This is a genomic window from Streptomyces sp. NPDC032940, from assembly GCF_040636935.1.
Lineage (GTDB): Bacteria > Actinomycetota > Actinomycetes > Streptomycetales > Streptomycetaceae > Streptomyces.
Genome location: NZ_JBEZVJ010000001.1, coordinates 493,412 through 507,386 on the forward strand (window position 1 = coordinate 493,412; position 13,975 = coordinate 507,386).

Consider the following 13,975-nt stretch of genomic DNA (forward strand, 5'->3'; position numbering starts at 1 on the left):
CCACCCGTGCAAGGCGGCTGCCGCCCGGCCCCCGGAACGCCGAAGAGCGACCACCCGGATGGATGATCGCTCTTCAGCGCTTGAGCGTTACAGGCCCTGGAGGACCTGTGAGGTCTTACTTGACCTCGACCGAGGCGCCGGCGCCCTTGAGGGACTCGGCGGCCTTCTCGGCCTGCTCCTTGTTGACCTTCTCGAGGACCGGCTTCGGGGTGCCGTCGACGAGGTCCTTGGCCTCCTTCAGACCCAGGGAGGTCAGCTCACGCACGACCTTGATGACCTGGATCTTCTTGTCGCCGGCGCCGGTGAGGATGACGTCGAACTCGTCCTTCTCCTCAGCGGCCTCGGTCGGGGCGCCCGGGGCGGCGGGGCCGGCCACGGCGACCGCGGCGGCGGCGGTGACGTCGAACTTCTCCTCGAAGGCCTTCACGAATTCGGAGAGCTCGATGAGGGTCATCTCCTCGAACTGGGCGAGCAGGTCTTCCTGGCTGAGCTTCGCCATGATGGCGGTCCTTCCACTAATTCGGCAGGTGCCGGATGTACGGGGTGAGGCGGGCGTACGTCGGGCCCGCTGCGACCCGTGCCGCTAGGCGGCGTGGGTCAGAAAGCGAGCCGAATTACTCGGCACCGCCCTGCTCGTCCTGCTTGGCACGGAGCGCGTCCACGGTGCGGACGAGCTTCGAGGGAAGCGCCTGGAAGAGCTGAGCAGTCTGGGACTGCTTGCCCTTGAAGGCACCCGCCAGCTTGGAGAGCAGAACCTCGCGGGACTCGAGGTCCGCAAGCTTCTTGATCTCGTCGGCGGACATCGCCTTGCCATCAAGGACACCGCCCTTGATGACGAGATTCGGGTTGTCCTTGGCGAAGTCGCGCAGACCCTTCGCCGACTCCACCGGGTCACCGGTGACGAAGGCGACGGCCGTCGGACCAGCGAAGAGCTGGTCGTCGAGCGTGATCCCGGCCTCGTTGGCCGCAATCTTGGTCAGCGTGTTCTTCACCACGGCGTACTGGGCGTTCTCACCGAGCGACCGGCGCAGCGTCTTGAGCTGCGCCACGGTGAGACCGCGGTACTCGGTCAGCACGGCGGCGTTGGAGCTGCGGAACTTGTCCGTCAGCTCGGCAACCGCGGCAGCCTTTTCGGGCGTCGCCATAGAGCCTCGGCCTCCTTCCGGGTGATTCGGACCGCGCGGACCCGAAGGAGGTCTGGGGAAAACGAAACGCCCCGGCGCAGGCGCACGGGGCGTGACTCGACCGGTCATACGCGCTCGGGGCGCGGACTCCGGGAGCTCATCCACTGTCACCTGCGCGGGTCGTCCGCAGTTCAGCGGATCCTTCGGCCACCGTGACTCTTGCGAGCACACGGCAACGACCAGCGGTCTTTGGCTTCTGGAGAAAAGTACCCGACCGGGCCACCGGCGGGCAAATCCGCTTCCGGGGCCCGGGCTCAGGCCCCGGTCAGCTCCCCGTCGAGGCCCTCCTCGCCGGACAGGCCCTCCTCGCCGGTGAGGTCCTCGAGGCCCTTGAGCATCTCCATCATGTCGAAGGTGTCGGCGGCCGGCGGCACCTGGACCTCGGCCTTGGCACCGTACTCCGAGAGCTTCATGCTCATGTCGACGTTGCCCTGCGGGGTGTCCATCCCGACGTCCATGCGGACGGGCAGGTCGTCCTCGTCGACCCAGACCTCGGTGTCGTAGCCCTTGATGCCGGACTTCTCGATGTTGGCCAGCAGTTCCTTGCGCTCCGCGGGCTTCAGCATGTCCAGGCTGTCGTTGCTCTCCATCATCTCCTTGACGGTGAGCGTGCCCTTGTAGTGCTGTGCCGTGACGCCGCCGACCTTCTCCTCGCCCACGTGCTTGAGGTTGGGCGATTCCAGGAGCAGGGCGAGCTGTTCGACCGGGCTCTGGTTCATGCTGTCCAGGCCGGGCAGCGCCTCGCCGGCGTCCTCGCCCGCGGAGTCGGCGGCGGCCTTGAGGTCCAGCTTCACCCAGTGCTTGCCGTCCATGTCCTTGGCGGCGGCCTCGCCCATGTCCATGTACATCACGTTGTCCCGCCAGACCATCCGGACCTGCTCCGGGGCGTCGGGCTCGGCGGTCAGCATGGAGCCCGTCATGGTCACGTCCATGACCGTCGGGTCCCAGCCCATCACGCCGCTCATCCGCATGTCGCCGCCGCCGTCGAGGGCGGCCGGCATCGACATGGTCATCTCGACCTTGGCCGACTTCGCGTCGGACGTCTTCTCGTACGCCGCCGTCAGCACCTGCTGGACGGTCCGCTTGCCGCCGGCCGCCGCGTCGTCGCCCTTGCTGTCCTTGCCGCCGCTGCACCCGACGGCCCCGCCGGCCAGGACGAGCACCGTCGCCCCGGCCAGTGCCGCCCCGCCCCGAGCACGCAGGAAGTTCCGCATCGTTCCCCCCAAGGAACGTGGCCCGCGCGCGCACGCCGGCCACAGGAAAGGTCAAAGGAAGTTCAAAGATGAGAGTCCCGTGAGCTTAGCCCAACGCTCCCATCGGCCTCCCCGATTAATCCGTCGTCCCGCCCATCAGCTCCGTGAAGTCCGCCGTGTCGGCGGCCGGGGGGCGGTCGACGGGGACGGGGACGCCGTAGTCGCTGTAGTAGGCGGTCTGGGACAGCTCCCCCTGCTCCGTCCGGCCCCGCTCGGTCTTCTTCACCAGCAGGTCCTGACCGTCCACCCAGATGTCGACGGTCCGCCCGGGGTAGCCGTCCACCGTGCCGGACCAGTGCGTGGTGTACCGGCCGCGCGCCGTCTCCCGGCCGACCTCGTGGACGTCGTCGGAGGCGAGGAGCAGTTTCACCGCCTCGTCCGGGGCGGTGTCGCGCATGCGGTCCGCGAAGCCGGCGCCCGCGCCGTCGCCGGGGTCCTCCAGGTCGTCGTACGCGTACTTGATCCAGTGCCTGCCGTCCGCGCGGGCGGCGAAGGCGTCGCCCATCTTCGCGTAGTAGGCGTCGGGCAGATAGCGGGCCTCCATGGAGGTGACGCCGAGTGCGCGCATCGCGTCGGCCGTCGTCCCGCCGGTGTAGGTGAGCGTGAGGGAGCCGGTGACGCCGTCACCCCAGCTCAGGGCGCCGTCGGCCTTGAGGGACAGCTCGTCGCCGATGACGGTCGTGGAGGTGACCCAGGCCGAACCGGCCCGGCCGGTGGCGCGCTCCACGGCACGCAGCGGCTCCGCCCACGGGACGGGGTCGTCCTCGGTGGGGCCGGCGGACATGCAGGCGGTGAGACAGGCCAGCACCGCCGTCACCGCGACCGCGAAGGCCGTACGGCGTCCCGTCATGCTCGTCATGTCGTCCCCACCCCTGTGCGCGTCACCTGCCCGCACGCTAGCCCAGGCCCGGGGCTCCGTACCGGGAAACCGGCGCCCGGGAAGACCTCCGGGAGGGGGGAGCCTGCGGGGAGGGGAGGCTTGCGGGGCGGGGCCACCGGAAAAGGGACGGGCCCCGCACCTCGGAAGGTGCGGGGCCCGTGAACCGGTGGGGCGAGCCGTCGGCTCAGACCGCGGCCGGGTCCTCCTCGACGAGGAGGTTGCGGGTGCGGTTGGAGTCGACCGGAATGCCGGGGCCCATCGTGGTGCTGATGGCGGCCTTCTTGATGTAGCGACCCTTGGCGGCGGACGGCTTCAGACGGAGGATCTCCTCCAGCGCCGCGCCGTAGTTCTCCACCAGCTTGGTGTCGTCGAACGACGTCTTGCCGATGATGAAGTGCAGGTTCGAGTGCTTGTCGACGCGGAACTCGATCTTGCCGCCCTTGATGTCGTTGACAGCCTTGGCGACGTCCGGGGTCACGGTGCCGGTCTTGGGGTTCGGCATGAGACCACGGGGACCGAGCACGCGGCCGAGGCGGCCGACCTTGCCCATGAGGTCCGGGGTGGCGACGACGGCGTCGAAGTCCAGACGGCCCTTCGACACCTCGTCGATCAGTTCGTCGGCGCCGACGATGTCGGCGCCCGCGGCACGCGCGGCCTCGGCACGGTCGCCGGTCGCGAAGACCAGGACCCGGGCGGTCTTACCGGTGCCGTGCGGGAGGTTCACGGTGCCACGGACCATCTGGTCGGCCTTGCGCGGGTCGACACCCAGGCGGAAGGCGACCTCGACGGTGCCGTCGAACTTGGTCGTGGAGGTCTCCTTGGCGAGACGGACGGCCTCGAGCGGGGCGTAGAGCTTGTCCCGGTCGACCTTGGCGTCCGCAGCGCGGAGAGACTTGCTGCGCTTGCTCACTACTGCTCCTGTTGGCTTCTTAGGAGTCGTGGTCCGGGCCGAGCAGGCCCTGCCACTTCTGCTTGCTTACGGGGGTGGAGGTCAGCCCTCGACCGTGACGCCCATGGAACGCGCGGTGCCGGCGATGATCTTCTCGGCGGCGTCCAGGTCGTTGGCGTTGAGGTCGGGCATCTTCGTGGTGGCGATCTCACGGACCTGGTCACGCGTGATCTTCGCGACCTTGGTCTTGTGCGGCTCGCCGGAGCCCTTCTCCACGCCCGCGGCCTTGAGGATCATCTTCGCGGCCGGCGGGGTCTTGGTGATGAAGGTGAAGGAGCGGTCCTCGTAGACCGTGATCTCCACCGGGATGACCCAGCCACGCTGCGACTCGGTCGCGGCGTTGTAGGCCTTGCAGAACTCCATGATGTTGACGCCGTGCTGACCCAGCGCGGGGCCGACCGGCGGAGCCGGGTTGGCGGCACCGGCCTGGATCTGGAGCTTGATGAGCCCCGTGACCTTCTTCTTCTTGGGAGGCATAGCTCTCCGGGTCCTTTCGATTCGGGTCCTGCCCCCATCCGGGGAACCACCCGGACACAGGCATACCGCACAACGATAACGGGTATGGATGCGCGGCCAAAAACCGAGCAGGTCAGGCGGTCCCCGAGGGTCCCACCTGACCTGCGCGGAAGCGTACGTCCGAGAAGAACTAGTTCTTCTGGATCTGGTCGAAGCTCAGCTCGACCGGGGTCTCGCGGCCGAAGATCTCGACGAGGCCCTTGACCTTCTTCGAGTCGGCGTTGATCTCGTTGATCGTGGCCTGGAGCGTGGCGAACGGGCCGTCGGTGACGGTGACCGAGTCGCCGACCTCGAAGTCCAGGACCTGGACCTCGACCTTGCGCTGCGGGGCCGGCTTGCCCTCGGCCTCGGCGGCCTCGCGGGCGGCCTTCTCCTCGGCCTCCGGGGCGAGCATCTTGACGATCTCGTCCAGCGTCAGCGGGTACGGGTCGTAGGCGTTGCCGACGAAGCCGGTGACGCCGGGGGTGTTGCGGACGACGCCCCAGGACTCGTTGGTCAGGTCCATGCGGACCAGGACGTAACCCGGCAGCTTGTTCTGGCGGATCGTCTTGCGGTCGCCGTTCTTGATCTGGACGACCTCTTCCTGCGGCACCTCGGCCTGGAAGATGTAGTCCTCGACGTTGAGCGAGACGGCGCGCTGCTCGAGGTTGGTCTTCACGCGGTTCTCGTAACCGGCGTAGGTGTGGATCACGTACCACTCGCCGGGCAGGACGCGCAGCTCCTGGCGGAGCTTCTCGATCGGGTCGAGCTCGGGCTCGGGCTCCGCGGTCTCCGCGTCCTCGGCCTCGGCGACCTCCGCGTCGGCGTCCTCGGCCTCCACGACCTCCGCCTCGGCCTCTGCGGTCTCGTCCTCGTCCTCGACGACGGCGTCGGCAGCCTCGACCTCGGTGGAGGTCTCGGTGTCCTCGTTGTCCGCGCCCTCGACAAGGCCGAGCTCGTCCTCGACGGACTCGACAGCCTCCCCGCGAGGCTCAACGGCGTCGTTCACGTTCGGGTCAGACACGGTGGCTGCTTCTTCCTGGATACATAGGGGTGGAACACGCGAAAGGGGCGCCGGGTACCTCGGCGCCCTTCGCTCTCGGCTCAGCCGAAGACGTACTTGGCGGCGTGGCTGAAGCCATAGTCAATCAGAGTCACCAGGCCGATCATGATGACCACGAAGATGATCACGACCGTGGTGTACGTCGTCAGCTGGTTTCGGCTGGGCCAGACGACCTTGCGGAGCTCCGCGACGATCTGGCGGTAGAAGAGCGCGAGGCGCTTCAGCGGGCCCTTCTTGGCGCGCTTGCCGCCCTTGCGCGGCTTCTTCTTGGAGTCCGGCGCCTCGTCCTGGGCATCAGGCATGTCGATGGAGCCCACGGCGTCCGTCACTCGTCCTCACCTGATTCCGGGTCGTGGCCGTGCCGCGCCCGGTCTGAGCCGCACGGCGTTGCAATGCTGTACGTACATGCGCACACATCCTGGCGAAGGTGTGTGTAGCAGGGCCGGAGGGACTTGAACCCCCAACCGCTGGTTTTGGAGACCAGTGCTCTACCAATTGAGCTACGACCCTTTGTTCGTCCCCCAACGTACCGCATCCGCCCGGATGCTTGGTGTGCACCGAGTGATCACGGGCCGCTGAAGGCCAACGAGGTGAGAGTGTACGTGCTCACGGGCCGGGCGTCGAACAGAAAGCACATCCGGACTGGTGTTCAGGCCTTGGTCCGGTGCTGTTCAGTCCGTGAAACCCGTGTGCCGGGGAAGTTTCCGGTCTGGAACGATGGGGCCATGAGCGCTGCAACCCCTCCCACCGAGCGCCGGGTCTCCGCCCGAGTCGGCGCGATCTCCGAGTCCGCCACCCTCGCCGTGGACGCCAAGGCCAAGGCCCTCAAGGCCGCCGGGCGACCGGTGATCGGCTTCGGCGCCGGTGAGCCCGACTTCCCGACGCCCGACTACATCGTCGAGGCCGCGATCGAGGCCTGCAAGAACCCGAAGTTCCACCGCTACACGCCGGCCGGCGGACTGCCCGAGCTGAAGGCCGCGATCGCCGCGAAGACGCTGCGCGACTCGGGCTACGAGGTCGACCCGTCGCAGATCCTGGTCACCAACGGCGGCAAGCAGGCCATCTACGAGGCGTTCGCCGCGATCCTCGACCCGGGCGACGAGGTCATCGTCCCGGCGCCGTACTGGACGACGTACCCGGAGTCGATCCGGCTGGCCGGCGGTGTGCCGGTCGAGGTCGTCGCCGACGAGACGACCGGATACCGGGTGAGCGTGGAGCAGCTGGAGGCCGCGCGCACCGAGAAGACCAAGGTCGTCCTCTTCGTCTCGCCGTCGAACCCGACGGGCGCGGTGTACAGCGAGGCCGAGACCGAGGCGATCGGCCGCTGGGCCGTCGAGCACGGGCTGTGGGTGCTGACCGACGAGATCTACGAGCACCTGGTGTACGGCGACGCCGTCTCCGTGTCCCTGCCGGCGCTGCTGCCCGAGCTGCGCGACAAGTGCATCGTGGTCAACGGTGTCGCCAAGACGTACGCGATGACCGGCTGGCGGGTCGGGTGGGTCATCGGCCCGAAGGACGTCGTCAAGGCCGCCACGAACCTCCAGTCGCACGCCACGTCCAACGTGTCCAACGTCGCGCAGGCGGCGGCGCTGGCCGCGGTCTCCGGTGACCTGGATGCGGTGGCGAAGATGCGCGAGGCCTTCGACCGGCGTCGCAAGACCATCGTGCGGATGCTCAACGAGATCGACGGCGTCGTCTGCCCGGAGCCAGAGGGCGCGTTCTACGCCTACCCGTCGGTGAAGGCGCTGCTCGGCAAGGAGATCCGCGGCAAGCGCCCGCAGGACTCCGTGGAGCTGGCGGCGCTGATCCTGGAGGAGGCCGAGGTCGCGGTGGTGCCCGGCGAGGCCTTCGGCACGCCCGGCTATCTGCGGCTGTCGTACGCGCTCGGCGACGAGGACCTGGTCGAGGGCGTCAGCCGGATCCAGAAGCTGCTGGCGGAGGCACGGGACTGACCTGTCCCTCCGCTTCGTACGGAGCACCTCGTGACGTCGGTGACGTCGCGGGGTGCTCCGTTCGTTTGTGCGGGCAAGAGCCCGTACGGGGAAAGTGCTGTCGGGCCGGGCGTGTCGTGCGGCAGGATCAGCGGATGGAGCGTGTACGTGATGTCTCTGAACTGCCGAAGGCCCATCTGCATCTGCACTTCACCGGGTCCATGCGGCCCACCACCCTGCTGGAACTGGCCGACAAGCACGGCGTGCGGCTGCCCGAGACGCTGACCGAGGCGCTGAGCCACGGGGAGTCGCCGAGACTGCGGGCCACGGACGAGCGGGGCTGGTTCCGCTTCCAGCGGCTGTACGACGCGGCGCGGTCGTGCCTGCAGACGCCGGAGGACATCCAGCGGCTGGTGCGGGAGGCCGCGGAGGAGGATCTGCGGGACGGCTCGGGGTGGCTGGAGCTCCAGGTGGACCCGACGTCGTACGCCCCGCGGCTGGGCGGGCTGATCCCGGCGCTGGAGATCATCCTGGACGCGGTGGAGACGACCGTTCGGGACACCGGGATCGGGATGCGGCTGCTGGTCGCGGCGAACCGGATGAAGCATCCGCTGGACGCGCGGACGCTGGCGCGGCTGGCGGTGCGGTACGCGGACCGGGGGGTGGTGGGGTTCGGGCTGTCCAATGACGAACGGCGGGGTATGGCCCGGGACTTCGACCGGGCGTTCGCGATCGCCCGGGAGGGCGGGCTGCTGTCGGCGCCGCACGGTGGTGAGCTGACGGGGCCGGCGTCGGTGCGGGACTGCCTGGACGATCTGGAGGCGGACCGGATCGGGCACGGGGTGCGGGCGGCGGAGGACCCGCGGCTGCTGAAGCGGCTCGCGGACCGGCAGGTGACGTGCGAGGTGTGCCCGGCGTCGAATGTGGCCCTGGGGGTGTACGAGAAGCCGAAGGACGTGCCGCTGCGGACCCTGTTCGACGCGGGGGTGCCGATGGCGCTCGGCGCGGACGACCCGTTGTTGTTCGGGTCGCGGCTGGCGGCGCAGTACGAGATCGCGCGCGAGCACCACGGGTTCACGGACGCGGAGCTGGCGGAACTGGCCCGGCAGTCCGTACGGGGGTCGGCGGCACCGGAGGACGTGAAGACGAAGCTGCTGGCGGGGGTGGACGACTGGCTGGCGGCTTGATGGTGGTGGTGGTGGTTCGGGGTTCCGTGCCGTGCCATGCCTGCGGCGGCCTGTGCGGGTTCGGTGGGGGTGCGTGTAGCGCGTTCGGTCCGGTGGTGGGTCGGGGCCGCGCCGGGGGGTGTCCGTCCTCGGAACGGCGCGAAATCGGTCTCCTGGCAGCAGGCGGGGCGTTGACGCGCCAACCGCTGCGGGCGGACACCCCCCGACACGACCCCTTCTCGCCGTACGCGGCTTTCCGTCGTCCCCCACCGCACCCGGCTGCGGGCAGCCGCGCCGCCGCCCTAGCTGCGGGCAGTCGTGCCTCCCCCAGTGCCTGAACCCCCAGGGGCACGACCAGACCACCATGCCGGCCCGACGCCCTCCGCTACAGGCTGACGCCCACCGTCACCGGCTCGTTGACCAGCGTGACGCCGAACGCCGCACGCACGCCGGCCACGACCTCCCGCGCCAGGGCCAGCAGATCCTCCGTCGTCGCCTCACCCCGGTTGGTGAGGGCGAGCGTGTGCTTGGTGGAGATACGCGCCGGCCCCGCGCCGTATCCCTTGGTGAAGCCCGCCTTGTCGATCAGCCAGGCGGCGGATGTCTTGATACGCCCCTCCCCCGCAGGGAACGCAGGCGGCTCCACCTCGCCCCCGAGCCGTTCCGCCACCCGGGCGCGGAACGCCGCGAACTCCTCCTCCGTGAGGATCGGATTGGTGAAGAACGACCCGGCCGACCACGTGTCGTGGTCCTCGGGGTCCAGCACCATGCCCTTCCCGGCGCGCAGCTTCAGCACGGTCTCGCGGGCGGTGCCGAGCGGCACCCGGCCGCCGGTCTCGACACCGAGGGCGCGGGCCGTCTCCGCGTAGCGCAGGGGGGCCGAGAGCCCGCCGGCGTCCTCCAGTGCGAAGCGGACGCGCAGGACGACGTAGCGGTCGGGCTCGGCCTTGAAGCGGCTGTGGCGGTACGCGAAGGCGCAGTCGGCGTTGGCGAGGGTGACCGTCTCGCGGTTCCTGCGGTCGTAGGCGATCACTTCGGTGATGGTGGAGGAGACCTCCTGGCCGTACGCACCCACGTTCTGGATGGGGGTGGCGCCCGCCGAGCCGGGGATGCCGGCCAGGCACTCGACGCCGGCGAGCCCGGCCTCCACGGTGCGGGCGACGGCGTCGGTCCACACCTCGCCGGCCGCGAGCTCGAGCGTCGTGCCGTCGAGCGAGAGGCCGCGCGTGGCGATGTGCAGGGCCGTGCCGTCGAAGCCCTTGTCGCCGATGACCAGGTTGGATCCGCCGCCGATGAGCAGCAGGGGGGTACCGGTGTCGTCGGCCTCGCGGACGGCGGCGATCACCTCGTCGTCGGTGGTGGCCGTGATCAGGCGGGTCGCGGGGCCGCCCAGCCGGAAGGTGGTCAGCGGGGCGAGGGGGGCGTCGTGGAGTTCCTGCACGGGCCCCAGCCTACGAGAACGCCCCGGCCGTCGGGCCGGGGCGTCGTCGTCCGGGTGTCTCACCTCAGGCGGCGCCTGACGTCGGTCCAGCTCACCGGCAGGTCGTCGCTCGACGCGGACCAGGCGGCGAACTTCGCGTCCCGCATCTGCGGGGCGAGTCCCCGGGACGTCGGGGCGTGGGTACCGGAGCGGGCGAAGGTCTTGAGGGCCTCGGGCGACTCCCATGCGGACAGGGTCCAGAAGGTCCGCTTCAGGGGCTCGGCCTTCAGGGAGGCGCCGTACACGCCGGGCGCGCCGCGCACCTGCCGCCACACGGCCGGCGTGCGGACGAGGAACTTCAGCGCTCCCCACAGGGTGCGGGTCTCGAAGCGGGAGGCGAAGACGTGCACCTCGGTGGAGTGGGGCGGGCGGTTCGGGGTGATCCAGGGGAGGGTCGGCACGACGGGCTCCTTCCGGGTTCCGCTGTCTCAGTGGGATGCCGTGGCCTTGACCGGCTCGGACGCCGCCGCGAGCGGTCCCGCCGTACGGTCCGTGCGGCGGGCCGGGATCAGCAGGGCCGTGACGCCGCCGAGGGCGACGACGCCGGCGCCCACCGCGACCGCGGGCCGCAGCCCGTCGACGAAGGTCTGCGCGGACTCGTAGCCGCCCTGCGCCGCGAAGATCGATGACATGACCGCGATGCCGAGCGCGCCGCCCACCTCGCGCAGGGCGTTGTTGGCGCCGGAGGCGATGCCCTGCTCCTTCGGCAGGACGCTGGACATCACCAGGGCGGAGGCGGGGGCGAAGAACAGGGCCATGCCGATGCCGCTGGTGATCAGGCCGGGCAGCTGGGCGGCGTAGCCGGCGTCGGCCGTGACCACGGAGGCGAGGTAGCCGAGGCCGGCCGCCTGGAGGAAGAGCCCGGTGGCGACGACCGGGCGTCCGCCGATCCGGTCCGAGAGGATGCCGGCGATCGGCGCGACCAGCATGGGCATGCCGGTCCAGGGCAGCATGCGCAGGCCGGCCTCGGTGGGCGAGTAGCCGAGCACGCCCTGCATGTACTGGCTGAGCAGGAAGATCGAGCCGAACATCCCCAGGAACATCAGCAGGCTCGCCGCGTTGATGCCGGAGAAGGCCCGGGAGCGGAACAGCCGCATGGGCAGCATGGGGTTCTTGGCGCGGGTGCTGTAGAGCACGAAGCCGGTCAGCAGCGCCGCACCGGCGAACAGGGCGGTGAGCACGACGGCGCCGGTCCAGCCGTCGAGCGGGCCGCGGACCAGGCCGTAGACGATGCCGAACAGTCCGCCGCTGGCGAGCAGCGTGCCGGGGATGTCCAGCGGTGCACCTGTGCCGCGCGACTCGGCGAGGCGGAGGCGGGCGAGCGGCAGCAGGCCCAGGCCGAGAGGAACGTTGAGCCAGAAGATCCACTGCCATGAGATGTGCTCGGTGAGGCTGCCGCCGACCAGCGGTCCGGAGGCTACGGCCAGGCCGTTGCCGGCACCCCAGACGCCGTACGCCATCCCGCGCCGTTCGGCGGGCACGGCGGCCGTCAGCAGGGTCAGCGTCAGCGGCATCATGATCGCCGCGCCGGCGCCCTGGACCGCCCGGGCGGCGATGAGCGAGTCGATGCCGGGTGCCATGGCCGCCGCCGCGGACGCCCCGGTGAAAACGGTGAGGCCGACGAGGAAGAGCCTGCGGCGGCCGAAGCGGTCACCGAGGGCCGCGCCGAACATCAGCAGGACGGCGAAGGTGAGCGTGTAGGCGCTCACGGTCCATTCCAGGTCGTGCAGCGCACCGCCCAGGTCCTTGCGGATGGAGGGCAGGGCGGTGGTGACGACGAGGTTGTCCAGGGCCGCCATGAAACCGGCGACGCTGGTGATGACGAGGGTCCAGGCGGCGCCCCCGCGGCGTGCGTTCTGCTGTGACATCTCTCCCCCAGAGTGATGCTCGATGCTCGAACGTCGGATACTTGAGTAGTTATTGATCACTAACTTCTGTGCCCATGCGAGCACGGGGCGAGCCTGCGCCCCGATTCCCCTACTCCTTCGGTCCACCCGCCGGTCGTGCGGACAGGTAGAGCCCCTCCCACACCCGGTGCTCGGGCGGGAAGCCCATGGCCGACAGGCAGTTGATGAGCATGCCGTAGGCCAGGAAGTGCGTCGTCTCGTCCACGTCGGCCCCCAGCGGCAGGTGGACCGTGTCCCACAGCCGCATCCAGCCGGTGCGCACCGACTCGCCGAACTCGCGGTCGCCCTCCTGCTCGGCGGCCGCCACGGCGAGATACATCTGCATCTGCATCATCAGGCGCTCGGGGTGTTCGGTGATGGCCACCCGGTACGCCTCGGCCATGGCATGCAGCGCGTCCTCGCCGTGCAGCCCTTCGGAGGCCTTCTCGAACATCCGGACGGTCTCGTCCACACAGCGGTCCGCCGCCGCGAGGAAGATCGCCTTCTTGCCCGGGAAGAGCCGGAAGAGATACGGCTGGGAGACACCGACGCGCTTGGCGATCGCCTCGGTGGAGGTGCCGTAGTAGCCACCTCGCGCGAACTCGGCCATCGCCGCGCGGACGACGCTCTCGCGCCTCTCCTCTGCACTCATCCGGGCCATGAGAATTAAGTTAGTACTCAATCACTAACTCCGTCAAGCGGTCGTGTCGGGGCCCGGCACATGCGAGGGGCGCCCCCGGTCAGGGACGCCCCTCGTGCGTACCGGCTCCGGCTCAGGTCAGCCGGACGACCGCGCGGGACATGCCGAGGACCTTCTGACCGGCGCTGGTGGCCGTGAGGTCGACGCGGACGGTGTTGTCGTCGAGCTTGGCCGCAACCTTGCCGCTGACCTCGATCACGGCGCCCTCGTCGTCGTTCGGGACGACGACGGGCCGGGTGAAGCGGACGCCGTACTCAACAACCGAGCCCGGGTCTCCGGTCCAGTCGGTCACGACGCGGACGGCTTCGGCCATGGTGAACATGCCGTGCGCGATGACGTCCGGCAGACCGACCTCCTTGGCGAACTTCTCGTTCCAGTGGATCGGGTTGAAGTCGCCGGAGGCACCCGCGTAGCGCACGAGCGTGGCGCGGGTCACGGGGAAGCTCTGCGCGGGCAGCTCGGTGCCGACCTCGACGTCGCTGTACGCGATCATGCTCACGCCTCCTCGGCCGCGCGGGCCACGAGCTTGGTCCAGGCGGTCACGACGTGCTCACCGGCCTCGTCGTGGACCTCGCCGCGGATGTCCAGTATGTCGTTGCCGGCCATCGACTTGATCGCCTCGATGGTGGAGGTGACCGTCAGCCGGTCACCGGCGCGGACGGGGCGGACGTAGGTGAACTTCTGGTCCCCGTGCACCACCCGGCTGTAGTCCAGGCCGAGCTGCGGGTCCTCTATGACCTGGCCGGCCGCCTTGAACGTGATCGAGAACACGAAGGTCGGCGGAGCGATCACATCCGGGTGGCCGAGCGCCTTCGCCGCCTCCGCGTCCGTGTACGCCGGATTGGCGTCCCCCACCGCCTCCGCGAACTCGCGGATCTTCTCCCGTCCCACCTCGTAGGGCGCGGTGGGCGGATAGGTCCGCCCCACGAACGACTGGTCGAGCGCCATGGGCTCGCAACCTCCTGCTGTCTGCGACTACTGCTGCTGC

At 69.8% G+C, this 13,975-nt stretch carries 16 protein-coding genes and 1 tRNA gene; 2 read left to right on the top strand and 15 right to left on the bottom strand.

The window, feature by feature from the left end; all coding sequences use genetic code 11:
* Positions 1-115: 115 nt before the first annotated feature.
* The 9 genes from rplL to AB0E77_RS02320 form a co-directional block, all read right to left on the bottom strand.
* A complete protein-coding gene (rplL, locus tag AB0E77_RS02280) occupies positions 116-499 on the bottom strand; it encodes a 50S ribosomal protein L7/L12 (protein WP_361564255.1) in 384 nt (127 codons plus the stop codon).
* A gap of 115 nt (positions 500-614) precedes the next feature.
* Positions 615-1,145 carry a 50S ribosomal protein L10 gene (gene rplJ / locus AB0E77_RS02285; protein ID WP_003974311.1) on the bottom strand — a complete coding sequence of 177 codons (531 nt, stop codon included), beginning with the start codon at positions 1,143-1,145 and terminating at the stop codon, positions 615-617.
* Positions 1,146-1,438: 293 nt separating this feature from the next.
* Positions 1,439-2,398 (bottom strand): hypothetical protein, encoded by a 960-nt coding sequence (locus tag AB0E77_RS02290; RefSeq protein WP_361564258.1) that lies wholly within the window; start codon positions 2,396-2,398, stop codon positions 1,439-1,441.
* Positions 2,399-2,513: 115 nt separating this feature from the next.
* Positions 2,514-3,296 (bottom strand): hypothetical protein, encoded by a 783-nt coding sequence (locus AB0E77_RS02295; RefSeq protein ID WP_361564260.1) that lies wholly within the window; start codon positions 3,294-3,296, stop codon positions 2,514-2,516.
* A 205-nt stretch (positions 3,297-3,501) separates the two neighbouring features.
* Positions 3,502-4,227, bottom strand: a complete 726-nt coding sequence (gene rplA / locus AB0E77_RS02300) for a 50S ribosomal protein L1 (protein WP_077796786.1) — start codon at positions 4,225-4,227, stop codon at positions 3,502-3,504.
* Between the two features lie 81 nt (positions 4,228-4,308).
* Positions 4,309-4,743: a 50S ribosomal protein L11 gene (gene rplK, locus AB0E77_RS02305; RefSeq protein WP_006130605.1), complete on the bottom strand. Its 435-nt coding sequence runs from the start codon at positions 4,741-4,743 to the stop codon at positions 4,309-4,311.
* A 169-nt stretch (positions 4,744-4,912) separates the two neighbouring features.
* The gene (gene nusG / locus AB0E77_RS02310; protein ID WP_361564263.1) at positions 4,913-5,785 is read right to left on the bottom strand and encodes a transcription termination/antitermination protein NusG; all 873 of its coding nucleotides are present in this window, start codon (positions 5,783-5,785) and stop codon (positions 4,913-4,915) included.
* Between the two features lie 80 nt (positions 5,786-5,865).
* Entirely contained in the window at positions 5,866-6,153 is a 288-nt protein-coding gene (gene secE / locus AB0E77_RS02315; RefSeq protein ID WP_189229172.1) for a preprotein translocase subunit SecE, read from the bottom strand.
* Positions 6,154-6,261: 108 nt separating this feature from the next.
* Positions 6,262-6,334: transfer RNA gene (locus AB0E77_RS02320), tRNA-Trp, on the bottom strand.
* A gap of 215 nt (positions 6,335-6,549) precedes the next feature.
* Here AB0E77_RS02320 and AB0E77_RS02325 point away from each other — a divergent pair.
* A complete protein-coding gene (locus AB0E77_RS02325; protein WP_361564265.1) occupies positions 6,550-7,776 on the top strand; it encodes a pyridoxal phosphate-dependent aminotransferase in 1,227 nt (408 codons plus the stop codon).
* Between the two features lie 134 nt (positions 7,777-7,910).
* Positions 7,911-8,942 carry an adenosine deaminase gene (locus AB0E77_RS02330; protein ID WP_361564268.1) on the top strand — a complete coding sequence of 344 codons (1,032 nt, stop codon included), beginning with the start codon at positions 7,911-7,913 and terminating at the stop codon, positions 8,940-8,942.
* A 364-nt stretch (positions 8,943-9,306) separates the two neighbouring features.
* Here the strand turns inward: AB0E77_RS02330 and AB0E77_RS02335 are convergent, their stop codons facing one another.
* The 6 genes from AB0E77_RS02335 to AB0E77_RS02360 form a co-directional block, all read right to left on the bottom strand.
* A complete protein-coding gene (locus AB0E77_RS02335; RefSeq protein ID WP_361564271.1) occupies positions 9,307-10,362 on the bottom strand; it encodes a UDP-N-acetylmuramate dehydrogenase in 1,056 nt (351 codons plus the stop codon).
* A gap of 59 nt (positions 10,363-10,421) precedes the next feature.
* Complete coding sequence (locus AB0E77_RS02340) at positions 10,422-10,802, bottom strand: DUF3291 domain-containing protein (RefSeq protein WP_361564274.1); 381 nt, start codon at positions 10,800-10,802, stop codon at positions 10,422-10,424.
* A 27-nt stretch (positions 10,803-10,829) separates the two neighbouring features.
* Positions 10,830-12,269 carry a DHA2 family efflux MFS transporter permease subunit gene (locus AB0E77_RS02345; RefSeq protein WP_361564276.1) on the bottom strand — a complete coding sequence of 480 codons (1,440 nt, stop codon included), beginning with the start codon at positions 12,267-12,269 and terminating at the stop codon, positions 10,830-10,832.
* Positions 12,270-12,378: 109 nt separating this feature from the next.
* On the bottom strand, positions 12,379-12,948 hold the full coding sequence (locus AB0E77_RS02350) for a TetR/AcrR family transcriptional regulator (RefSeq protein WP_361564278.1): 570 nt from the start codon (positions 12,946-12,948) through the stop codon (positions 12,379-12,381).
* A 112-nt stretch (positions 12,949-13,060) separates the two neighbouring features.
* Complete coding sequence (locus tag AB0E77_RS02355) at positions 13,061-13,480, bottom strand: MaoC family dehydratase (protein ID WP_361564280.1); 420 nt, start codon at positions 13,478-13,480, stop codon at positions 13,061-13,063.
* 2 nt (positions 13,481-13,482) lie between these two features.
* The gene (locus tag AB0E77_RS02360; RefSeq protein ID WP_361564283.1) at positions 13,483-13,935 is read right to left on the bottom strand and encodes a MaoC family dehydratase N-terminal domain-containing protein; all 453 of its coding nucleotides are present in this window, start codon (positions 13,933-13,935) and stop codon (positions 13,483-13,485) included.
* Positions 13,936-13,975: the final 40 nt, after the last annotated feature.

Coding starts and splice junctions, on each gene's coding strand:
- AB0E77_RS02290 (WP_361564258.1), bottom strand. CDS start 2,398: ATGCGGAACTTCCTGCGTGCTCGGGGCGGGGCGGCACTGGCCGGGGCG.
- AB0E77_RS02355 (WP_361564280.1), bottom strand. CDS start 13,480: ATGATCGCGTACAGCGACGTCGAGGTCGGCACCGAGCTGCCCGCGCAG.
- AB0E77_RS02350 (WP_361564278.1), bottom strand. CDS start 12,948: ATGGCCCGGATGAGTGCAGAGGAGAGGCGCGAGAGCGTCGTCCGCGCG.
- AB0E77_RS02295 (WP_361564260.1), bottom strand. CDS start 3,296: ATGACGAGCATGACGGGACGCCGTACGGCCTTCGCGGTCGCGGTGACG.
- AB0E77_RS02330 (WP_361564268.1), top strand. CDS start 7,911: ATGGAGCGTGTACGTGATGTCTCTGAACTGCCGAAGGCCCATCTGCAT.
- AB0E77_RS02325 (WP_361564265.1), top strand. CDS start 6,550: ATGAGCGCTGCAACCCCTCCCACCGAGCGCCGGGTCTCCGCCCGAGTC.
- rplK (WP_006130605.1), bottom strand. CDS start 4,743: ATGCCTCCCAAGAAGAAGAAGGTCACGGGGCTCATCAAGCTCCAGATC.
- rplJ (WP_003974311.1), bottom strand. CDS start 1,145: ATGGCGACGCCCGAAAAGGCTGCCGCGGTTGCCGAGCTGACGGACAAG.
- AB0E77_RS02360 (WP_361564283.1), bottom strand. CDS start 13,935: ATGGCGCTCGACCAGTCGTTCGTGGGGCGGACCTATCCGCCCACCGCG.
- AB0E77_RS02345 (WP_361564276.1), bottom strand. CDS start 12,269: ATGTCACAGCAGAACGCACGCCGCGGGGGCGCCGCCTGGACCCTCGTC.
- rplL (WP_361564255.1), bottom strand. CDS start 499: ATGGCGAAGCTCAGCCAGGAAGACCTGCTCGCCCAGTTCGAGGAGATG.